Here is a 21,812-nt window from a genome sequence, read left to right as displayed (position 1 = left end):
TGCGGGCGAATGGTACACAACGACAACGATCTCCGAAAGGGCTATCCATCGACGCCCAGTGACTTTACAGGACTAGCCGTGGTCAGCCGCTGCGCAAGCACTTCGCCCTCATAGAATTGCCACAAACTCCCCGGCAGCATGATGATCCACGGCTCATTATCAGTCAGGGGTTGGGTAGCAATGATTGCCACACGGTCGTGCGGAGTCGTGACCTCGCTAAAATCCACCATCACGTCTTCGTCTTTCAGATGCGCCACATTGAAAGGTGCTCGGCGCACGATATAGCTTAACTCGGTGGAGCTATGAGCGAAAAGACTATCGCCATTTGAAAGCAGATAGTTGAAGATACCCATGGCCGCCAACGGATCACTCAACTGATGCAATGCATCGAATAACTCTGCTCGCTCCGGCATCACAGCACCAAAACGCTCACGCAAGCTTTGTAGTAGCCAGCAGAAGATACGCTCACTGTCCGTATTTCCCACAGGAACAAAACTGCCATCGAGTCTCGGCTGAAACTGGGGCAGGTTTCCATTATGAGCGAATATCCAATAGCGCCCCCACAGCTCACGCTGAAAGGGATGCGTATTTTCTAGTGTGACTACGCCTTGCGTCGCCTTGCGGATGTGGGCGATGACATTGAGCGAGCGGATCGGATAATTGCGCACCAACTCAGCAATAGGCGACTGCGCAGAAGGAAGAGGATCAAGGAACACGCGGACGGCTCGCCCTTCGAAGAAGGCTATCCCCCAGCCATCGGCATGTACATCGGTTGCCCCGCCACGCTTTTGAAAGCCAGTGAACGAAAAACAGATGTCCGTCGGGACATTGCAATTCATGCCAAGCAATTGACACATCAGCGCCCTACTCCTTGAATCGCATGGAAAGGTCGATCGCCTTCAAATCCTTGGTCAATCCCCCGATGGAAATGCGATCGACCCCCGTATCTGCGATGGCTCGCACGGTGGCTAAACTCACGCCACCGGAGGCTTCCAACTCTGCCCTCCCATTCGTGAGGGCGACCGCAGCTCGCATCCCAGCCAAATCAAAGTTATCGAGGAGAATCAACTGCGCACCCGCATCTAGAGCTACGCGAAGCTCATCCAAAGTCTCGACCTCAACCTGAATCGTCACGCCGGGTGATGCCAAACTGAATGCCTGAAGCAACGCCTGCTGGATACCACCGGCCGCTAGGATGTGATTTTCTTTGATTAAAATACCATCGAACAGGCCGATGCGCTGATTGCAACCGCCGCCGACGCGAACCGCGTATTTCTGCGCAATGCGCAATCCAGGCAGAGTCTTGCGTGTGTCGAGTATCTTTGCACGCGTACCCGCCACCTCATCGACATAGCGCCGCGTCTGTGTCGCCGTGGCTGATAACGTCTGCAAGAAATTGAGGGCCGCGCGCTCAGCCGTCAATAACGAACGAGCTGAGCCACGAATCTCGCAAATGGTTTGGCCAGCAGATAGAGACTCACCTTCCTGAACAAGCCAGTGAATCTCAATCGCACGATCAACAAACTGAAAGCACGCATCGAACCAAGCAACTCCGCAAAGCACCGCCGCCTCACGCGTAATGACCGAGGCATACCCCACAGCTTGCGCTGGGATCAATCTAGCCGTCAGATCACCGCCACGAACGTCCTCATCCATTGCGGCACGAACATTGGCCTGAATTTGTGCAGCAAGTGTTGGATCGAGCAGCATGAGGTCTTTCGGCATACGGAAACGACAATTAGCGGAGTCTATCACTCCAAGACTGCAATAAAAAAGCCGCTTACGCGGCTTATTTAACCACCCGCAGGTGCGGACGAGGGCTGGCTGGCGGCTCGGGCGGCTCGTCATCAGACGTCGCATCTTTGGATGCAGCACCTGCGGACTCACCACCTTGAAACACCAAACCGTTACCATTTTCCTTGGCATAGATGCCGATAACCGCATCCAAGGGCACGAACAACTGGTGCGGAGCTCCGCCGAAGCGACCACTGCACGTGATGTCATCGTTGCCAAGATGCAGGTTATTGACCGCCTGCAAGCTGATATTCAACACAATCTCGCCATTCTTGATATAGGCCAGCGGGACTCGCGTATTCCCATCCACACGAACATGTAAATAGGGAGTCAGTCCGCTGTCCGTGCACCAGTCATAAATCGCACGGATCAAGTAGGGCTTGGTTGACAGCTCGTCCACTTACTTGCGCATCGCCTTTTCAGAGGGAGTCATCGCTTCAAAATAGGCAGGGCGAGCGAATAAGCGCTCCGCATACTTCATCACCGGCACAGCTTCCTTGCCCAGCTTGACTCCATAGTGATCCAGACGCCACAACAATGGAGCAATCGCCACATCAAGCATAGAGTAGTCATCGCCCAGCATATATTTCTGCTTGGCGAAGATAGGGGCGATCTGAGTCAGTCCGTCCCGAATCGCGAGCCGCGCTTGATCAGCCTCTTTGTCCGAACCGTGCTCAATAGCGGGAATGTGGCTGAACAAATCCTGCTCGAAACGGTGCAAGAATAAACGCGCACGCGCACGAGCGACTGGATCTGCCGGCATCAGCTGTGGATGTGGGAAGCGCTCATCGATGTACTCATTGATGATATTGGCTTCATACAGGATCAGATCCCGCTCCACCAAAGCTGGCACTTTGCCATAAGGATTGATCACTGCGATGTCTTCTGGTTTGTTGAAAACATCTACATCTACGATCTGGAAGTCCATGCCCTTTTCAAACAGCACGATGCGGCAGCGCTGGCTGAATGGGCATGTCGTCCCTGAATACAACGTCATCATTAGTGGTTTATACCTTCAATAGCTGGTTCTTGCGCATGGCCGAACGAACCAAATGGTAGCCGATAGTGCTTACAACACCACCCACCACAAGAACAGCCAGCAAAGGCATCGTGCCCTTACCATCCATCCCCGCCACCCAGTTGAATCGCTCGAAAAGGGTGCCAATGATAATACAAACCGCTACGAAATTGATAGCAGATAAACTGTGACGTGGGCCGGGGAAGCAGAAAGTCACGAACGGAATGACAAACTTCAGGAAAATCATCGACCACCACAGGAAGGTGTAATTGCCATCTTGCATCGCATAGATACGGTCAGTTTCATCGGGCAAGTTACCGTACCAGATGGTCAGGTACTGTGCGAAGAAGGTATAGACCCACAGCAAAGTGAAGGCAAACAGCATCTGAGCGATGTAGTTAGGGATATGATCCTTGATGTTGACGCGCAGCTTACCGCTGGCATTCAGAAAGAACACCCACACCACCAAGAAGGACAGATACATACCGAAATTACTGACGATATTCTGCAAACCGTAAATCGCACTATGCCAGGAGGGCATCAGCGTCATTTCAAAGTCCCAAGAAACCATAGTTCCGTACAACACATAGAAGAATGGGATCCAAGTCGCGGTGTCATGGAAACGCTCTCTGTCCGCATCGCTACGATCAGCCACATCCTGACGCTTGATATACAAGGAGCAAAGATAGCCCATGAACAGCATGCCGATGATTTCACGTGCTGCCAGCAAAGGCAGAGTGTACCAACCCGGCATATGGACATTGGAACCTAAGTGGCCCAACCAAGGGAAGGTATTGGAACCGCCAGCCAACAGCACCAGCAAAAGCACAAAAGCCAGAGGGAACAAGGCAAACAAACTCTTGGCCAATCCACGAACCTCACACTGCCAACGAGCACCGACCAGATGCAGCGTCGCCGTTAGTGCGACACCCCCCAAGGACAGGGACAACACCACCAGAAAACTTACGGTCACAACTGACCAATTGTAATAGGACATAATCTCGCCTCCCCCTTACTTGGCAGCGGCTGTAGCCGCACCGCTTTGCAATGTCTTGCGGACATAGTTGACCACATGCCAACGCTCAGTGGCGCTCAAATCGTTCGCGTAGGACGGCATGATCGCACCGCCAAACGTCATATAGCCCCAGATGAAGCCATCACTGCGCGCCTTAGTCACATCAGCCGTCAAGTCGTACGGCGTGAGCACCAGCTTTGCACCGACCAAACCATCACCCTTACCCCCCGCACCATGGCAGGCAGAGCAATAGATTTCAAACAGGTGTTTACCCTGAGCGACAGACTTCTCGTCTGCTGCAATCGGGTTAGGCTTCTTGTCGGCCGCATCGGTATCTTTCACATAGGTGGAAGTTCCCGGTGCGGGTACCGAGCGCTTGGGAAAGGACTTCATGCCCCCAGCCTTGCCATCCACACTTTCTTGCGGCTTGATGCTGATCTGGTTCGCCATGTCATGATCCCACGGGAACGCTTGTGCCAGCGACGGCGCAAATAACAACGCAGTTATCAAGGATAGTTTTTTCATTTCCCAGCCTCTTCCTGAATTTCCAAAGCCTGATGCTTGGTGAACACTGCCTTGAGCGCGGCGATTGCCGAATCATCACCCTTCACCAAAATTGCAATTTGATCGACCTGCACCTTAGCGCTGTACAAAGGCGAACGCTTGGCCGGCAGACCCGCACACACCAAGAAGCCCAACACCGAGATGAACACGCCGCCCAAAATGAACATCTCGTAGGTCAGCACAAAGTTCGGGGGTAGCGGCACCAAAGGCTTGCCACCCTTGATTTGATGGTAGAAATTCGCCTGAGCTCCCGAAATCAGGAAGAAGCCCAGCAAGCCACCAAGAATCGATCCGACCAGCGTGAACCACTGCACATTGGCAGAGCGGCTTCCCAAGACTTCCTCAACATCATGATGCTCAATCGGCGACTTCATCGTCAAATCATCAAAGTTAAAGCCCTTGATGGGTGTCTCGCGCAACTCTTTGATGACCGCTTCCGCTTCATCAAAGTTATTGAATACGGCAAGTAAATGTCGTTGTGTCATTTAGTGACCTCCCTTTCCGCCCATTTTTGACGCCAAGCTGCGGTGATACACCATTTCCTTCACTTCATACATGGAGATGGAGGGGAACACCTTACAGAAAATCATGAACAACAGGGTGAACCAACCAAAGCTGCCGAACACCATGCCCCACTGCAAGAAACTGGGGAACTGATCGTGATCCCATGTCCAAGGATAGTAACCGTGCGAGAACGTTGGAGAAACAATCATCCAGCGTTCCAGCCACATGCCCATATTCAGCAACAGCGATACCGAGAACAACATTGGGATGTTGGTTTGCACCTTCTTGAAGGCAAGCGCCAGCGGAACCACCGAGCCGCAGATGATCATGCCCCACCATGCAAACGCGTAAGGGCCGGTCGCCTTCTGAATCAACACATCCTTGGACGCTTGATCATGGCTATACCACACCGAAGCGAATTCGATCGCATTCAGGTAAGTCCACACCATGGCGATCGCAAAGGTCAGACGCGCGGTCTTCTTCAGGATCGGCAGGGTCATGTATTCCTCGAACCTGAACACATAGCGCAAGATGATGAACAGCGTGATGATCGCGGCACAACCGGAATACAACGCACCCGCCACGAAGTAAGGAGGGAACGAGGTCACGTGCCAACCTGGTTGCTGTGACATCGCAAAGTCAGAAGCCACGATGGAGTGCACCGACACTGCCAATGGAATCAAATAACACGCCACAGTCAGATAGGTCACACGGAAGTTACGCCATTGACGATCCGTACCTTCCCAACCCAAAGCCAGAACGGTGTACAACTTCTTGCGCCAGCCCGGATGCAGGTGATCACGACAGATCGCCAAGTCGGGGATCATACCGATGAACAGGAAGATCACGGACGAACTCAGGTAAGTAAAGATCGCCATCGCATCCCACAGCAGCGGGGACTGGAAGTTCGGCCACAGACCACGCTCGTTCGGATAGGGAACGGAATAGTAAAACTGCCACAAACGCCCCAAGTGCACCATCACGAACAGACCCGCTGTCATCAGCGAGAAAGTCGTCATCGCTTCCGCGAAACGGTAGATCGGCTTACGCCAGTCTGCGTGCATCAAGTGCAGAATCGCTGACAACAGCGTGCCGGAGTGGCTCATACCGATCCAGAAGATGAAGGTGGCGATGTACAGCCCCCAAACGTGCGGATTGTTCTGACCCGACACCCACATCCCGTTACGGTATTGATAAATCTCGCCGCCGACAAACAAGCTGAACATAGCCAAGGCGATCGCGATGATCACCCAGTACATCGGACGCGGCGACTCCAAGCTCTTGAGCACGTCACTATTGATCTGTGCCCAAGAGATGTCTTCACGAATATCTTTTGCCATCTTATTTTCCTTTTCCCTTAAACCGCGCTCTCACGAACGCGTTCTAGGTACATCACTGATGGATAGGCACGCAGTTCTTCGAAGATACGATAACCGCGCAATTGAGTGCCACTGTGATGTTCACCTACCTCATGGCTTTCATCACCCGCATCCTTGACTTGCTTGTCTGCTGCCAAATCAACTTGTTGCGCCTTCCATTGCTTGCCAACTCTGGACTCGGGATCAACCATGTTGCCAAAGCTGATGGCATTAGTCGGACAGGACTGCTGGCACGCTGTTTGGACTTCGCCTTCTTGCACTAGACGACCCTCGTTTCGCGCATTGTGCTTGGCTACTGTCAGACGTTGTACGCAGAAAGTGCACTTCTCCATCACACCCTTGGTACGCACAGTCACATCTGGATTCAACTGCAGAGGCAGTGGATCAGCGAACACGTTTTCTTCCTTAGGGAAGTCCCACCAGTTGAAATAGCGGACCTTGAACGGGCAGTTCGCAGAGCAGTAACGCGAACCCACACAGCGGTTGTAAATCTGCGAGTTCAAGCCATCTGGAGTGTGGTTAGTCGCGCCGGCCGGACACACCGTTTCGCACGGAGCCGCTTCGCACTGCTGACACATCATCGGCAGGAATTGTGCGCCTTGATCAGGCATATCACGATTATCTTCATCCCAGTAACGCTCGACGCGCATCCAGTGCATGGCGTGGCCACGAGCATATCTATCCTTGCCCACCACTGGAATGTTGTTCTCGGCGTAACACGCAACGCTACACGCATTGCAGCCAGTACAAGCATCCAGGTCAATGGCCATCGCCCACTTGTATTCCTTGTGGAAGTCGCCCTCCGTAGGGTGAGCCTGGCGGAACTGAGACCAGTTAGCTAACAAATTTGATACAGACACGGTCAGACCTCCTTGGAAAGATCAATCTTGTTCGATGCAACGCGACCAGCAATCTTCTTGCCTGCCTGGCTACCGCCTGCGGCACCCTCATCCTTAATCACGATCACGCGTTGACCCACCTTGCTGATCTTGACGTGTGTCTCGTTGATGGCCAGTTCGCCAGTCTCTTGATCGAACACAGGATCAAGCATCTGGAACACATTGGCACCCACGCCATTGGCGTAACGACCCAAGGTCGTGTGGCCATTTCCGAACGGCACCGAGACCGCATCGGGATGAATGCCCGGGAAGATGTACGCTTGCGCTTTGATCGAACCGCTCTTGGATGCGACTTCGACGATGTCACCCTCAACGACACCCAACTTGGCAGCAGTTCTCGGATGCATCTCGACCCAGCTATCCCACACGATGGTGGTCAATGGATCGGGCGACTCTTGCAGCCAAGGCAGGTTGGCATGGCGACCGTCGCGGAAGGACGGCTGCACATACGGCAACAAACGCAAAGGGAATGCCGAGTCGGCAGCCACAGCCGCTGGCAGAGCCACCGCAGCAGCGCTTGCGCGCAACGAAGAAGACGCATTGCCAGTCTTAACGATGCCATTACTCAGCACCGTGTTCCAGAACTCGTCGTCATCCATGCCCGCGCCGCCCAACGCACCCTTGGCTTGCACCACGGCACCGCGCAGATAAGCGTAGTAGTCTTCGAAGGCCTTGTAATCATCAGCTTTTTGCTGCTTGACCAAGCTCAACAAAATATCCCCTGCGCTGCGGGTATTGTCATAGAGGCGTTCCATCAAGGGCTGCTGAATGCCGATCTGCGCGTCATCTGCCTGATATTCGGCCACCAAAGAACCCCAACTTTCCATTGCGGAGTCCAGCGGCAACACTAGATCGGCTTGCGCAGCGGTCTCGTCGATCGCATCCGTGAGAGCAACCTTGAAGGAGGCTTTCTTCAAATTATCGGACAGCTTCATAAATGCAGGCGCGGAATACACAGGGTTCGCACCCAGCGTGAACACGACCTTGAATTTACCAGCGGCCAGACCATCATTGAACGCCTTCAGACCTGTCGTACCGCCAGCGGTCGGAGCCAGTTGCGGGAACGGCACCACACTCGGAGCTTCGACAGTCTTGCCGACGTTGCCCAGCACTTGGTTGAGCAACGCAACAGCCGCAGCGTTCTGCGAGCCGTGCGCATAACCTTCAGCACCGCCACCTGCGATGACCAGACTTGGGCTACGCTCTTTCAGCACAGTCGCCAGCTTCTGGATCTGCTCGGCCGATACGCCAGTTTCCTTACTCACACGATCCACACCATATGCAGACACGGACGCAGCGATGTCGGATGGAACCGACACGCCGGCTGCGCCGAGCGCATTGATCAGACCCAGCGCCAGCACACCTTCCGTACCCGGATTAGCCGGGATCCATCGGTCAGCATTCGCGCCAGTCAGCGTCATCTTCGGTTCGATCTGCACCAACACGCCGCGACCGCCGTTGTTCACGCCCTTGCGGAACTGCGCATATTGCTGGGAGAAGTTCACCGGAGACACCCAAGAACCGAGGAAGTCCGCACCGAACGACACGATGACCTTGGCTTTATCCAAACGCAGCGCCGGCATCTCGCTGCCGTACGCCTTCTTGTTGGCAGCACGCACTACGGCCGGAGCCACTGCGTCATAAACGTAGTGGTTCTTACTTCCCAGAGCATCCATGTAGTTACCCAGCAACACCTTCAGATGCCCGCTGAGATTACCAGTCAGGAAGGCGATCTCGTCGCCGGAAACGCCAGTCAGCTTTTCCTTAACCTGCCCCAGCGCCTTTTCCCAGTCGAGCTTCTCGCCCTTACCAGTACGCGGCTCGGTCACGCGATCAGGGTTGTAGTGCGCTTGCACGCCCGCCTGCCCCAAGCCACACAAGCGACCACGATTGATGCTGGAAGCTGCATTACCCTCCAGTTTCAATACGCGACCTTCGCGCACCTTGCCGCTGATACCGCAGCCTGCGTCACACTGCGCACATGTGGAGTTGAAATACACCCCAATGCCAGGAACCATGTATTCATTGGCTTCCACATAAGAAACCACCGTTTCCGCACCATCCTGAACCGAAGTGAAGCCGCAGCCACTCACCGCAACTGCCGCACCACTCCATCCCAGAACTTTCAGGAAATCGCGTCGATTGAACTCGTTTTCGATCATCACACCCTCTCTAGCTTATTCTGTCCAAATGCCCACGACTTACTTGTGGCATTGCCAGCAATCGTTCGGCCCTTGGGCAGTCGCTTGCGCAGTCTTGTCCGTCGGATGAGCCTTCTCGTGACAAGAGACACACCAGCCCATGGAAAGTGGCTTCTGGCGGCGCGCCACCGTGCCTTCTTTCACATCACCATGACAGTAGCCGCAAACTTCCTGAACCGGCTTGTCCTGCTGCACGATGAAGCGCTTAACGTGACGTTCGTGGTTGAAACGAACATAGTCAGGCAGGTCGTGCACTTTTTTCCAGGCGATCGGCTTTTTCTCTTCCCAATGCTTGAACAGCTCCTTGATACGGGGCTTATCTTTCACGGATTCGATACCGTTGTGACATCCCATACATTTTTGCAAAGGCGGAATCCCGGCAACTGGGGCGCGACGTGCATAGGTATGGCAGTACATACAATTGATCCCCATATCCTTGGCGTGCCGGTTATGTGGGAACTCGATAGGCTGATCGACCTGAGGACCCAGGTCATCTGCCGTATTGACAGGCGGCAATGTATCGGCAGAAAAGCTTGCCGAGCTTGCAAACAGCCCGATAAGCAGAATGGACAAACGTAAAATATGCCGCATCTTAGGAGGCTCCTCCAAACAAAAAACAACAACAAAGCACTGACAGCATGGCCGCCAGCATCAATCGCAACGCACTACTGTGGAACAAATTGGAGCGCGCCACCCATTCTTATTGATCTGATTACTTTGGCAGCGACTATTTCGCCGACGCATCATCCCTGCTCCCCTTTTCAAAGTCAACACGCGCGACGTTGGCAAATTCAGACTCGAAGGAAAAAACCTTTCCGAGAAAGAGGTTGCACAAATTTCAAAAATCCCTGAAAGTTCGCAAATGGAACCAGAGAACATTTCTTGCACTGCCTGGCGCTTCATCCACCACTTCGGTGAAATGGGTAGTCGCTGGGGAATAAGCCGTACTGTCGGTCAGATTTATGCGCTGCTCTACATTGCGCCCGAACCCCTGAACGCAGATGATCTAGCGCATCTACTGACCTTTTCCCGCTCCAACGTCAGCATCGGATTGAAAGAGTTACAGAGCTGGCGACTACTCCGCTCCGAGTACCGCGCTGGGGATAGGCGCGAATATTTCCGTGCACCAGATGATGTGTGGGAAATCTTCCGCACACTGGCGGACGAGCGTAGGCGGCGCGAAGTTGAGCCCACACTGACCGTGTTACGAGAATGTCTGCTTGAGCCGGCCACCACGCCGCAAAATCAACACGTATCAAATCGCTTGCAAGCGATGTATGACCTTATCAGCTTGTCCAACGATTGGTTCCTCGACATTCAGAAGCTTTCTGCAGAAGACCTGACCTCGCTCATGCGCTTGGGATCTCAAGCGCAGAAGCTGTTGCAAGCCAAGAATCGCTTACTTTCTTTCATCCGCAGTGACGAGCAAGCTAACGACACAGCACCATGAGCGAGTCATTGCAAGGCTTTTGGACCCTTTCGGCACTTCATGCCAATCTGCTGATCATTCTTAACTTGATAGGTGCACTTGCACTTGGCTTGTTAGTTGGTTACGAACGGTCCTATCATGGTCGCGCCGCTGGGATGCGCACCTATGGCTTGGTCTGCATGGCCTCTGCCGCACTCACTGTTGCTGTTGGCCACCCCCATTTCTGGTACGGCGGCGGCAACACCTTGGCACTGGGCGCTGACCCAACTCGAACCATTCAAGGCATCGTGACCGGCATCGGTTTCTTAGGCGCGGGCGTCATCATGAGGGAAGGCTTAAACATCAGCGGCCTGACGACAGCAGCTTCAATCTGGGCGGCATCGGCCATTGGCATCATGGTTGGCCTTGGCTTCTACCTTGCGGCCATCTCCTTTGCCTTACTCTCCACATTCAGCATGATGTGGGGGTCACGACTGGAAGAGTGGCTACCTTCACGCAAAGCCATCGCCATCGTGTTGCACTTCAAAGCCGAACACAAACCGCATCGCGACAACCTACACCAATTGCTATTCGATTACGGCTACCAGATTGCCGAAGGCTCCCTCAGCGTCGCCCATCAAGATGGAAAAATAGAATGGCGATTCGTTGCCATCGCCACCTCGCACAGCAAAATGGCCGATCTCAACCTGCTCGCTCAACGACTCACTCAGAAAGAGGGTATTGAGGAGTTTCAACTCTCCCACGCCCGCAACTAGAACCATGAACGAAGAACAAGCTGTACTCGATTTTTTTGCCCAACCCGAAAATCTACCGCTAGCCCTAGCTGTCGCCGATCAAGTCGATAACATCCGCATGCGCCTCAACAACAACTTCTGGCTTGCCACTCGCGCCGGAGTTGATGAGCTGATCAATAGCCATGCCTTGACTTGGGAAAGCGAGCTGACCGAGGATCGCAACACCGAGAACTGTCTGGTCGGCGTGTATCTGCAACCTCTAGGTGGCGCGCGAATCTACCTGCGTCCTTTCATGGAGCAGCAACTGATGGGCGATGCCTTCCGCATCTACTGTGGATTGATGTGGAGCACCACGCCCACGCCCGAGCAACTCCGCTTGCCGGCCGTCGCCGATTTGCGAGATGCCATGCTCGCCCGAGGCTTTAAGAACAACGAAAGTTTTCTTGCTTGGCAATGGACAGGACTTTACCCGCGCCGCAAAAACTTCCTGATGCAACTGTCCGAACACAAGGACACTTTGCTGGAACAAGTCATGGAGTTATGGCAAGGCTTGCTGATCGAGCACGGTGCCGCGCTGCAAACAGCCAACTCGGCATTGAACGAACAGCCGCCGCTCGCCACTTTTTCGCTGGATCAACTACGCACCAGTTTGAAGAAATCCTAGACCGGCACGTCCATATCGAAGAAGTGATGCTCCAAGCCAAAGCGCTCGGCCAGATGGACGCCTAGCGCTTGTACGCCGTAACGCTCGGTCGCATGATGCCCAGCCGCGATGAATGCCACGCCCAATTCTTCCGCCAGATGCGCGTGGCGCTCAGATATCTCACCCGTCAGATAAGCATCCGCCCCCAACGCCGCCGCTTGTTCGAAATAATCTTGTGCCCCGCCGCTGCACCACGCGATTCGACGGATGGATCGGCTGCCATCACCGATCACCAGTGGCACACGCTGCAACGTATCGGCGACCTGTTGCGCCAAGGCATCCAAAGATTGAACCTGCACTAACTCCCCACTACAAGCCAACTCCTGCTCGCCGAATCTCGCATGCTCAACAAAACCAAGCCGCTGCGCCAGTTGCGCGTTATTGCCTAACACAGGATGCGCATCCAGCGGCAAATGATAGGCCAGCAGACTGACATCGGCTTGTAACAACTTGGCGATGCGCTGCTTCTTGATGCCAGTAAGCGTAGCGTCCTCCCCACGCCAGAAGTAGCCGTGATGTACGAGGATCGCATCCGCCCCCCATGCCAGCGCCGCATCGAGTAGGCGTTGCGAAGCCGTTACACCGGTAGCGATACGAAAAACCTCCGCCTTACCTTCGACCTGCACACCATTTGGGCTGTAATCGCGAAAACGGCTGACTTCCAGCAAGCTTCCGATATAATCGCGCAACTCGTTCAACAACATAATAAAACTCCTGAATCTCGGGTTACGTCATCATACCATGCGCAAATTCTGGCTCCTGTTCGCCCAAGCCACCACCATCGGCCTCGCCATGCTGTTTATCATCCACACGCTGCGACCGGAACTCCTGCCGAAAGCAGCCAGCAGCGGCGGCGTAGTCACGCTACGCGAAGATGCTTCGGAAAGCGGTAGCAGTCTGCCCGGCACCGGCTTCAGCGCCTCGGCGAAAAAAGTCATGCCTTCCGTGGTCAACATCTACACCAGCACCGAAGTCAAGGCCAACCCCTTGCTAGATGACCCGCGCTTCCGCTTCTTCTTTGGCGATCAATATGACGACGCTACCGAACGCAGCAACAGCTTGGGCTCGGGTGTCATCGTCAGCGAAGATGGCTACATCCTGACCAATCACCACGTCGTTGAATCCGCTGACCAGATCGAAGTCGCATTGGCTGACGGACGCAACGCTCGCGCTCGCATCATTGGCTCCGACCCCGAGACTGATCTGGCGGTCATCAAGATCGACCTGCCTGGCGGCCTGCCCGCCATCACCTTCGGCCACTCCGACAAAGCTCAGGTCGGCGATGTGGTGCTCGCCATCGGCAATCCTTTCGGCGTCGGCCAGACCGTTACCATGGGCATCGTCAGCGCACTCAAACGTAACCATCTCGGCCTGAACACCTTCGAGAATTTCATCCAGACCGATGCCGCCATCAACCCCGGCAATTCCGGCGGCGCATTGGTGGACGTGAATGGCAACTTGATCGGCATCAACAGCGCGATCTATTCGCCCAACGGCGGTTCGCTCGGCATCGGCTTCGCCATCCCCGTGAGCACCGCCAAAAAAGTGATGGAACAGATCATTCAAACTGGAACGGTCACGCGCGGCTGGATCGGCGTTGCCATTCAGGAAATCACTCCTGAACTGGCCGATTCGTTCAAGTTAGGCAACCGTAGCGGCGTATTGATCTCCGAAGTGGTCCGTGGTGGCCCCGCCGATCAAGCGGGCGTGCGCGCTGGCGACATCCTGTTTGCCGTGGGTGACAAGGAGCTGACCGATTCCACCTCCATGTTGGAAGCCATCGCCGCCTTGCCTCCAAGCAAGCTGGCCGTCCTGCACCTACTGCGCAACCAGAACGAACTGGTCGCACAAGTCAAGGTTGGGAAACGCCCTAAACCTCAAACTAAAAACTGATAGAGATACACCGCGCTGCACGTCAGGCAAGTTCAGCGCGGCTTGATTTTATGTGCTCAGCGGCGTGAGGCTATAATGCAGGCCATCGCTGAACCGAATAGCTTGTCGCAACCCGATTAATTCAACCATCAGGAATCCACCATGCAAGACTTACAGAACATCATCGAAGAAGCCTTTGAACGCCGCGCCGAGATCACCCCGCGCACTGTCGATTCCAAGCTCAAGGAAGCCATCAACACCGTCATCGCCGGGCTGGATTCCGGCAAGCTGCGTGTCGCCGAGCGCGTCAGCGTCGGCAACTGGATCACCCACCAGTGGATCAAGAAGGCCGTGCTGCTGTCGTTCCGCATCGAAGACAACGCCTTCATCAAGGGCGGTTTCACCAACTATTTCGACAAGGTGCCTTCCAAGTTCGCCGACTACAACAGCCGCGACTTCCGTGAAGGCGGCTTCCGCGTCGTGCCTCCGGCCGCTGCGCGCCGTGGTTCCTACATCGCTAAGAACGTGGTGCTGATGCCGTCTTACGTCAACATCGGCGGCTACGTGGATGAAGGCGCGATGGTGGATACTTGGGCCACCGTCGGCTCCTGCGCCCAGATCGGCAAGAACGTGCACCTGTCCGGCGGCGTCGGCATCGGCGGCGTGCTGGAACCCGTGCAGGCCAACCCCACCATCATCGAAGACAACTGCTTCATCGGCGCGCGCTCCGAAGTGGTCGAAGGCGTGATCGTGGAAGAAGGCTCAGTGATCTCCATGGGCGTGTACATCGGCCAATCCACCAAGATCTACGACCGCGAGACCGGCGAAGTCTTCTATGGCCGCGTGCCTGCTGGCTCGGTCGTGGTGTCCGGCAACCTGCCCTCCAAGGACGGCAGCTACAGCCTGTACTGCGCCGTGATCGTGAAGAAGGTGGATGCGAAGACACTGGGCAAAGTCGGCATCAACGAACTGCTGCGCGGGATTTGACACACCTCCCCTCTTCGTCATTCCGTGCTTGACCCGGAATCCAGCCATCAACAAACTGGCGAGCCTTGCTCGCCACTAGATTCCGGCCTTCGCCGGAATGACGAACACTTAGAGGAAACGATGAAACTCTACGGCATTCCCAACTGTGACACCGTGAAGAAGGCGCGCACCGAGCTGGCAGCGCGTGGTATCGCCTACGAATTCCACGACTTCAAAAAGCACGGCGTGACCGAGGCCATGCTGTCCGGCTGGCTGAAACAAGTCGGCTGGCAGAAGTTGCTAAAAAAGACCGGCCCAACTTGGGGCAAATTGCCGCAGGAAGTGAAAGACAGCATTCAGGATGATGCCTCCGCTCTTGCCCTGATGCTGCAACAGCCCAACGTCATCAAGCGCCCAGTGCTAGAACAAGACGGGCAGGTGCTGGCGACTGGCTTCAAACCTGAAGAATACGAATCGATCAAGCCATGAGCAAAACCCTAGAACTCACCCAACAACTCATCGCCCGCAAGTCGCTCACCCCTTGGGATGACGGCTGTCTGGACATCATCGGTGCGCGTCTCGCGCCGCTGGGTTTCGACCTTGAAAAGATGCGCCACAGCGAGGTGGACAATCTCTACGCGCGGCGCGGCCATACCTCGCCGGTGATTTGTTTCGCTGGACACACCGATGTGGTGCCGACCGGGCCGGTGAACCGCTGGGACAGCGATCCGTTCACGCCCACGGTGCGCGACGGCATGTTGTACGGACGCGGCGCGTCGGACATGAAAGGTTCGCTAGCGGCGTTTGTCACGGCCATCGAAGGCTTCGTCGCCGACCATCCTGAACACGCTGGCTCCATCGCGCTGTTGCTGACTTCAGACGAGGAAGGCATCGCCACGGATGGCACAGTGCGTGTGGTCGAGGCGCTAGCCGAACGCGACGAAAAGCTGGATTACTGCATCGTAGGTGAGCCGACCTCGGTCAGCAAGACCGGCGACACCATAAAGAATGGCCGTCGCGGCTCGCTCTCCGGCAAGCTCACCGTCAAGGGCGTGCAAGGCCACATCGCCTACCCGCATCTGGTGAAGAATCCCATCCATCTCGCTTCCCCCGCCATCGCCGAACTGGCCGCCACGGTGTGGGACGAGGGCAACGAGTACTTCCCGCCGACCTCATGGCAGATCTCCAACATCCACGGCGGCACCGGCGCGACCAACGTCGTGCCCGGCACGGTGGAGATGCTGTTCAATTTCCGCCACTCGACGGCGAGCACAGTGGACAGCCTGAAGTCGCGCTTCACCGCCATCCTCGACAAGCACGGGCTGGAATACGATCTGGAGTGGGAGAACTCCTCCGGCAAGCCCTACCTCACGCCACGCGGCGATCTAGTGGACGCGGTGGCGGCGGCGATCAAGCAGGTCACCGGCCTCGACACCGAGCTTTCCACCAGCGGCGGCACCTCGGATGGCCGCTTCATCGCTGACATCTGCGGCCAGATCATCGAACTCGGCCCGCTCAACGCCACCATCCATAAGGTGAACGAATGCGTGGCCGTGGCCGATCTGGATGCGCTTTCCGACATCTACCGGCTGACGTTGGAAGCCCTGCTGGTAAAGAAATCGTGAGCGCCCTGCACGCCTTCGACGACACCCACGAGCTGCGTACCCTGCGCGACTGGCTGCGCTTTTCCGTGAGCGCCTTCAACGAGGCCGAGCTGTCGTTCGGCCACGGCAGCGACAACGCCTACGACGAAGCAGTCTATCTTGCTCTGCACACGCTGCACCTGCCGCTGGATACGCTGGAGCCGTTTTTGGACGCACAACTCACAGCGCGCGAGCGCCAAGCTCTGCTCGATCTGTTGCGCCGCCGCGTCGAGCAGCGCGTCCCCGCCGCCTATCTGACCAATGAAGCTTGGCTGGGAGAATTCCACTTCTACGTGGACGAGCGCGTCATCGTGCCGCGCTCCTTCATCGCCGAACTGCTGCGCGACGGCCTCGCACCATGGGTGGACGATAGCGAACAGATCATCAGCGTGCTGGATATGTGCACCGGCAGCGGCTGCCTCGCCATCCTCGCTGCGCATGCGTTCCCGAATGCCGAAGTGGATGCGGTGGATTTATCAGCAGACGCGCTCGATGTCGCCGAACGCAACGTAGCCGACTACGGCCTGCAAGACCGCGTGCGACTGGTGCAATCCAACTTGTTCGAAGCGCTTGAGGGCGAACGCTACGACATCATTCTCAGCAACCCGCCTTACGTGGACGCCGAATCGGTGGATGCGCTGCCGCAAGAATACCTGCACGAGCCAGAACTGGCGCTGGGCAGCGGCGCAGACGGACTCGATGCCACCCGCGAAATACTCGCCCGCGCCGCCGACCACCTGCATCCCGGCGGCCTGCTCATCGTCGAGATCGGCCACAACCGCGAGGCGCTGGAAGCCGCCTATCCCGACTTGCCCTTCACCTGGCTGCAAGTCGCGGCGGGGGACGAATTCGTGTTCCTTCTGCGGCGCGAAGAACTGTTGGAAAAATATTGAATCCAGATAGACATGGAGCGACTAACACTTCGCATAGCCTTTGGATTGGCACTATCCATAGGCTTATTGGGATGCACACCGAACAATAAAGGCTCTAGGATCTATTGGGCATCATTACAACTCCCCGGAAAATCACTAGAACTAATTGACCCCTCAAGAATAGAGGCTTATCAATTTCTCGAAAACGGTTACATCGCAGCCTCAATCGGAAAGAAAGGAAGTGAAATAGCAGCCCCTCTCCTCTACTGGAAAATTGAGAACGAGAAATTGCTGATTGCCTCAGACCTAGGGTTTGAGAATTCTGAAACTTTTTCAGTGCCTTATTTCAAAGATTCTGTCATCACAGTAAAGCGGGGATGGTTTGAATGGGATCAGTTCAAACTAACAATCACTAATTAACCATGCCTGTCGATCACTACGAAAACTTCCCCGTCGCTTCCATCCTGCTGCCCAAGCGGCTGCGCAGGCCGGTGGAGATCATCTATAACTTTGCGCGCCAAGCGGATGATTTTGCCGATGAGGGCGATGTTCCAGACGCAGAGCGACTGGCCAAGCTGGATGACTTCCGCGCCGAGCTGAATCGTATCGGTTCCGGCGAAACGCCACTCACGCCGCTGTTCCGCGATCTGGCGGGCATCGTCAGCGAGTACGGCCTGCCGCTGCAACTATTCCACGATCTCCTCGATGCTTTTTCGCAGGACGTGGTGCAGAAGCGCTACGCCGATTACGCCGAGCTGCTGGATTACTGCCGCCGCTCGGCCAATCCGGTGGGGCGTTTACTGCTGCATCTGTACGAGGAAGCCACGCCGACCAACCTCGCCTATTCCGATGCCATCTGCACCAGTTTGCAGCTCATCAATTTCTGGCAGGACGTGGCCAAGGACATCGCCATCGGTCGCATCTACCTTCCGCTGGATGAGCTGGCGCGTTTCGGCATGATGGAATCTGACATCGCCCATGCCCCAAACTCCGAGGCTTGGCGCAAGCTGATGCGCTTTCAGGTGCAGCGCGCCCGTGAGCTGATGCAAAATGGCGCGCCGCTGGGCAGCATTCTGCGTGGCCGCATCGGGCTGGAGATGCGGCTCATCATCGCCGGTGGGCTGCGCATCCTGGACAAGCTGGACGCGGTGGACTACGACGTGTTCCGCAGCCGCCCAGTGTTGAAGCCGCTGGACTGGGTTATCATGCTAGCCAAAAGTGCGCCGTTCTCTTTCTGACATGACTCCCGACCAATATTGCCAAGACAAAACCGCCAGCAGCGGCTCCAGCTTCTACGCCAGCTTCCGCTTCCTGTCGCCCGAACGCCGCCGCGCGATGACGGCGCTGTATGCGTTCTGCCGTGAAGTGGACGATGTGGTGGACGAGTGCTCGGACGAGAACGTGGCGCGCATCACGCTGGCTTGGTGGCGCGGTCAGGTAGAGGAAATCTACACAGGTAAGCCGCAGCATCCTGTGTGTCAGGCGCTGGTTCCAGTGGTGCGGCAGTACAAGCTACCGCAGGAACATCTGCTGGAGATCATCGACGGTATGGAGATGGATCTCAACCGCCACAGCTACGACGATTTCAAGTCGCTGCAACTGTATTGCTACCGCGTCGCCTCGGTGGTCGGCCTGCTGGCGGCGGAGATCTTCGGCTACACCGATCGCAAGACACTGAAATATGCCCATGATCTGGGCATCGCTTTCCAGCTCACCAACATCATCCGCGACGTGGGCGAAGATGCACGGCGCGGTCGCATCTACCTGCCGCTGGACGAGCTGGCGCAGTTCGGTGTGCATACCAACGACATCCTCGACGCCAAGGAGACGCCGGAATTCCATAAGCTGATGGAGTTCCAGATCGAACGGGCCAAGCGCTATTACCAGCAGGCGTTCGACCAACTTCCCAAAGCTGACCGCAAGGCGCAGCGCGTCGGTCTGATCATGGCCGCCATCTATCGCGCTGTCCTCGACGAGATCGTCGCCAGCGGCTGCCACGTGCTGAAAGAGCGCGTGTCGCTCACGCCGCGATACAAACTGTGGCTGGCGTTCAAGGCGTGGCTGAAGAACTAAACCCGGCCATCATCGGCGGCGGCTATGCGGGTATGGCTGCGGCGGTAGAGTTGGCGCGACGCGGCATTCCCGTTACGGTATTCGAAAGCGCCAAACAGCTGGGCGGACGCGCGCGCGGCGTCAGTTACAACGACACTCAACTGGACAATGGCCAACACCTGCTACTGGGTTGCTACCACGACACACTGCGCCTAATCGAGCTGGTTGGCGGCAACATCGCGCAGGACTTCCTGCGACTGCCGTTGCAACTCGACCTGCATGGTCATTTCACGCTTCGCGCTCCGAAACTGCCCGCCCCGTTGCATCTGCTGGTCGCGCTGATGCGGGCGGATGGGCTGACTTGGAATGAACGACTGATGGCCGCTCGTTTCATGCTGGCGATGCGCAGCAACGCCTTCACTCTCCCCTCCCACGCTTTCGAGGGAGGAACTGGGGGAGAGGGTAAGGATTGCACAGTGCTCGAATTGCTGCGCGCCTACGGCCAAGATGCAAACCTGACACTCAAGCTGTGGGAACCGCTCACCCTCGCGGCGCTGAACACGCCCATCGCCCAAGCGTCGGCGCAGGTGCTGCTCAACGTGCTGCGCGACTCGCTCAATCAGGCGCGCGCTGATTCCGACATGCTGCTGCCTCGGCTGGATTTCACCGCGCTGTTCCCGCAACGCGCGGCGCGCTTTGTCGAACAGCGTGGCGGCATGGTGCATCTGTCCTGCGGCGTGGAACATATCACGCCGATTGAGGGCGGTTTCGAGCTGGAAACAGCGCTGGGCGTGCAACGCTACAGCCACGTCATCTGCGCCACGTCTCCGGTGGTCACCGCACGTTTGCTAAGCACTATCCCCGAACTGGCGGAAACCGTTGTGCAGATCGAGGCACTGGAGCATCAGCCGATCTACACAGTGTATCTACAATATCCGGCGGATGTCATCCTGCCCCATGCCATGCTCGGGCTGCACCAGCGCGTCAGCCAGTGGCTGTTCGACAAGGGACGAATCTCTGGGCAGCATGGGCTGATCGCCAGCGTCATCAGCGCGGAAGGCCTGCATCAGCAACTGGGGCAAGACGAGTTGGTGCACAAAGTCATCGCAGAACTGCGTGTAGAGTTCGGCATCGTGCAAGCGCCGCTCTGGTACAAAGTCATCGCGGAGAAGCGCGCCACCTTCTGCTGCGCACCCAACCTCAAACGCCCCAGCCAACGAACCGCCTTGACCGGTCTGTATTTGGCAGGCGACTACACGGCAGGCGATTATCCAGCGACGCTGGAAGGTGCGGTGCGCAGCGGTTTGCACTGCGCTGAACTCTGCCTGCCGGAGCGGAAGTAGTGGGTGTTGTCGTAATACGCAGCACACTCGTTTTCTGCCGCCCAGCCCGGCACACCCAACAGCGGCACCGGCGAGAGCTCGCGTGTACTCCGGCAATGCGCGGGTACGGACAGATACGCGGCCAACGACTCGTCCACGTACGCCAACTGTTGCTCCAGCGGCCAAGCAAAGAAATCGGGCTCGACGCGCAATAACCAGCCTTGGCCAGTCATACCCACATAGGGTTGCAGCGCCTTTTCGTACAGACCGTGGCCGAATAGGAAGAACCCCATACGACTGCGCACTTGCTCACGTCGCTGCCAAAACAGCTCTTTCCAGCGAAAATCACGCAACAATCTGGCCACGTCATCATCGGCATAGACGACGATCACACCGGACTCGTCCAACAAGGTATTGGTGTCGCGTATCGACCCGCGCTGGCTGCTGAGGTCGTTTTGCTGCGCTCCCTCGGTCAGCGCACGGTAATGGCGGTCATTGATCGCCGCTTTGGATTTTGGGAAGGTCAGCCACACCAGCGCGTTGAGCAGATCGTGCCAGTTGTCGGCGCGGGTCTGTACCTCGCCGGAAAGATGGCAACGCGGCTCGTACTGCGCCTCGAAGGCCAGTCTGCCACGTGCCTGCGGCACAAACTCAATCCGATGGCCATGACTGACAGTGATGGCAGGTTGCCGTACCGCTAACAGCGCGTTGAGATCGTCCAGCGTCGGGAATCGGCTCGCGGGCATCTGACGAATGACAGCAGCCAAAGCCGCGAACAAGGGCGATGCCAACAAGGACTGTGGCTCCCACGTGTGATCGGAGCTAGAGCGGCCCATTTTGGCCAT

The 21,812-nt window shown here is 56.4% G+C and carries 25 protein-coding genes; 12 read left to right on the top strand and 13 right to left on the bottom strand.

Going from position 1 to position 21,812, the window contains the following annotated elements; translation table 11 throughout:
- Positions 1-41: 41 nt before the first annotated feature.
- The 11 genes from OYT1_RS03275 to OYT1_RS03225 form a co-directional block, all read right to left on the bottom strand.
- Entirely contained in the window at positions 42-857 is an 816-nt protein-coding gene (locus tag OYT1_RS03275; RefSeq protein ID WP_062625354.1) for a class II glutamine amidotransferase, read from the bottom strand.
- A 7-nt stretch (positions 858-864) separates the two neighbouring features.
- On the bottom strand, positions 865-1,725 hold the full coding sequence (nadC, locus tag OYT1_RS03270; RefSeq protein WP_062625355.1) for a carboxylating nicotinate-nucleotide diphosphorylase: 861 nt from the start codon (positions 1,723-1,725) through the stop codon (positions 865-867).
- A 64-nt stretch (positions 1,726-1,789) separates the two neighbouring features.
- Entirely contained in the window at positions 1,790-2,194 is a 405-nt protein-coding gene (locus OYT1_RS03265; protein ID WP_062625356.1) for a ClpXP protease specificity-enhancing factor, read from the bottom strand.
- A complete protein-coding gene (locus OYT1_RS03260; protein WP_062625357.1) occupies positions 2,195-2,794 on the bottom strand; it encodes a glutathione S-transferase N-terminal domain-containing protein in 600 nt (199 codons plus the stop codon).
- A gap of 7 nt (positions 2,795-2,801) precedes the next feature.
- Positions 2,802-3,809, bottom strand: coding sequence for a hypothetical protein (locus OYT1_RS03255; RefSeq protein WP_232013221.1), 1,008 nt, complete (start codon positions 3,807-3,809; stop codon positions 2,802-2,804).
- Between the two features lie 15 nt (positions 3,810-3,824).
- A complete protein-coding gene (locus OYT1_RS03250) occupies positions 3,825-4,352 on the bottom strand; it encodes a c-type cytochrome (RefSeq protein WP_062625359.1) in 528 nt (175 codons plus the stop codon).
- Positions 4,349-4,876, bottom strand: coding sequence for a DUF3341 domain-containing protein (locus OYT1_RS03245; RefSeq protein ID WP_062625360.1), 528 nt, complete (start codon positions 4,874-4,876; stop codon positions 4,349-4,351). The genes OYT1_RS03250 and OYT1_RS03245 overlap by 4 nt, the downstream gene beginning before the upstream one ends.
- On the bottom strand, positions 4,877-6,235 hold the full coding sequence (gene nrfD, locus OYT1_RS03240) for an NrfD/PsrC family molybdoenzyme membrane anchor subunit (protein ID WP_062625361.1): 1,359 nt from the start codon (positions 6,233-6,235) through the stop codon (positions 4,877-4,879).
- A 17-nt stretch (positions 6,236-6,252) separates the two neighbouring features.
- Entirely contained in the window at positions 6,253-7,134 is an 882-nt protein-coding gene (locus tag OYT1_RS03235; RefSeq protein ID WP_062625362.1) for a 4Fe-4S dicluster domain-containing protein, read from the bottom strand.
- 2 nt (positions 7,135-7,136) lie between these two features.
- Positions 7,137-9,335 (bottom strand): molybdopterin-dependent oxidoreductase, encoded by a 2,199-nt coding sequence (locus OYT1_RS03230; RefSeq protein WP_062625363.1) that lies wholly within the window; start codon positions 9,333-9,335, stop codon positions 7,137-7,139.
- A gap of 39 nt (positions 9,336-9,374) precedes the next feature.
- Positions 9,375-9,965 carry a cytochrome c3 family protein gene (locus tag OYT1_RS03225; protein ID WP_062625364.1) on the bottom strand — a complete coding sequence of 197 codons (591 nt, stop codon included), beginning with the start codon at positions 9,963-9,965 and terminating at the stop codon, positions 9,375-9,377.
- 271 nt (positions 9,966-10,236) lie between these two features.
- On the opposite strand from OYT1_RS03225, the gene OYT1_RS03220 reads away from it, so the two are divergent.
- The 3 genes from OYT1_RS03220 to OYT1_RS03210 are packed head-to-tail and all read left to right on the top strand — an operon-like array spanning position 10,237 to position 12,201.
- Entirely contained in the window at positions 10,237-10,824 is a 588-nt protein-coding gene (locus OYT1_RS03220) for a GbsR/MarR family transcriptional regulator (protein ID WP_062625365.1), read from the top strand.
- On the top strand, positions 10,821-11,558 hold the full coding sequence (locus tag OYT1_RS03215; protein ID WP_062625366.1) for an MgtC/SapB family protein: 738 nt from the start codon (positions 10,821-10,823) through the stop codon (positions 11,556-11,558). Before OYT1_RS03220 ends, OYT1_RS03215 begins: the two co-directional genes overlap by 4 nt.
- Before the next feature lie 4 nt (positions 11,559-11,562).
- Positions 11,563-12,201 carry a glycosyltransferase family protein gene (locus OYT1_RS03210; RefSeq protein WP_062625367.1) on the top strand — a complete coding sequence of 213 codons (639 nt, stop codon included), beginning with the start codon at positions 11,563-11,565 and terminating at the stop codon, positions 12,199-12,201.
- Here OYT1_RS03210 and OYT1_RS03205 read toward each other — a convergent pair.
- Positions 12,198-12,944 carry a Nif3-like dinuclear metal center hexameric protein gene (locus tag OYT1_RS03205; protein WP_062625368.1) on the bottom strand — a complete coding sequence of 249 codons (747 nt, stop codon included), beginning with the start codon at positions 12,942-12,944 and terminating at the stop codon, positions 12,198-12,200. The genes OYT1_RS03210 and OYT1_RS03205 overlap by 4 nt on opposite strands.
- A gap of 37 nt (positions 12,945-12,981) precedes the next feature.
- Between OYT1_RS03205 and OYT1_RS03200 the strand changes: the two genes are divergently transcribed.
- The 9 genes from OYT1_RS03200 to hpnE all read left to right on the top strand — a co-directional run bounded on the left by OYT1_RS03200 (position 12,982) and on the right by hpnE (position 20,988).
- Complete coding sequence (locus tag OYT1_RS03200) at positions 12,982-14,133, top strand: Do family serine endopeptidase (protein WP_062625369.1); 1,152 nt, start codon at positions 12,982-12,984, stop codon at positions 14,131-14,133.
- A gap of 141 nt (positions 14,134-14,274) precedes the next feature.
- Positions 14,275-15,099, top strand: coding sequence for a 2,3,4,5-tetrahydropyridine-2,6-dicarboxylate N-succinyltransferase (dapD, locus tag OYT1_RS03195; protein WP_062625370.1), 825 nt, complete (start codon positions 14,275-14,277; stop codon positions 15,097-15,099).
- A gap of 120 nt (positions 15,100-15,219) precedes the next feature.
- The gene (locus tag OYT1_RS03190; RefSeq protein ID WP_062625371.1) at positions 15,220-15,567 is read left to right on the top strand and encodes an ArsC family reductase; all 348 of its coding nucleotides are present in this window, start codon (positions 15,220-15,222) and stop codon (positions 15,565-15,567) included.
- Positions 15,564-16,703, top strand: coding sequence for a succinyl-diaminopimelate desuccinylase (gene dapE, locus OYT1_RS03185; protein WP_062625372.1), 1,140 nt, complete (start codon positions 15,564-15,566; stop codon positions 16,701-16,703). The genes OYT1_RS03190 and dapE overlap by 4 nt, the downstream gene beginning before the upstream one ends.
- Positions 16,704-16,708: 5 nt before the next feature.
- A complete protein-coding gene (prmB, locus tag OYT1_RS03180; protein WP_062625860.1) occupies positions 16,709-17,614 on the top strand; it encodes a 50S ribosomal protein L3 N(5)-glutamine methyltransferase in 906 nt (301 codons plus the stop codon).
- Positions 17,615-17,626: 12 nt separating this feature from the next.
- Positions 17,627-18,013 (top strand): hypothetical protein, encoded by a 387-nt coding sequence (locus OYT1_RS03175; protein ID WP_062625373.1) that lies wholly within the window; start codon positions 17,627-17,629, stop codon positions 18,011-18,013.
- A gap of 2 nt (positions 18,014-18,015) precedes the next feature.
- Positions 18,016-18,831 carry a squalene synthase HpnC gene (gene hpnC, locus OYT1_RS03170; protein WP_062625374.1) on the top strand — a complete coding sequence of 272 codons (816 nt, stop codon included), beginning with the start codon at positions 18,016-18,018 and terminating at the stop codon, positions 18,829-18,831.
- A gap of 1 nt (position 18,832) precedes the next feature.
- Positions 18,833-19,666 carry a presqualene diphosphate synthase HpnD gene (hpnD, locus tag OYT1_RS03165; protein WP_062625375.1) on the top strand — a complete coding sequence of 278 codons (834 nt, stop codon included), beginning with the start codon at positions 18,833-18,835 and terminating at the stop codon, positions 19,664-19,666.
- Positions 19,651-20,988: a hydroxysqualene dehydroxylase HpnE gene (gene hpnE, locus OYT1_RS03160; RefSeq protein ID WP_062625861.1), complete on the top strand. Its 1,338-nt coding sequence runs from the start codon at positions 19,651-19,653 to the stop codon at positions 20,986-20,988. The genes hpnD and hpnE overlap by 16 nt, the downstream gene beginning before the upstream one ends.
- Here hpnE and OYT1_RS03155 read toward each other — a convergent pair.
- Positions 20,913-21,812: a DUF3025 domain-containing protein gene (locus OYT1_RS03155; RefSeq protein ID WP_232013220.1), complete on the bottom strand. Its 900-nt coding sequence runs from the start codon at positions 21,810-21,812 to the stop codon at positions 20,913-20,915. The genes hpnE and OYT1_RS03155 overlap by 76 nt on opposite strands.

This window comes from Ferriphaselus amnicola (genome assembly GCF_000974685.2).
Lineage (GTDB): Bacteria > Pseudomonadota > Gammaproteobacteria > Burkholderiales > Gallionellaceae > Ferriphaselus > Ferriphaselus amnicola.
Note: the sequence above shows the minus strand (reverse complement) of the source record. Positions and strands in the feature narration are given on the sequence as shown.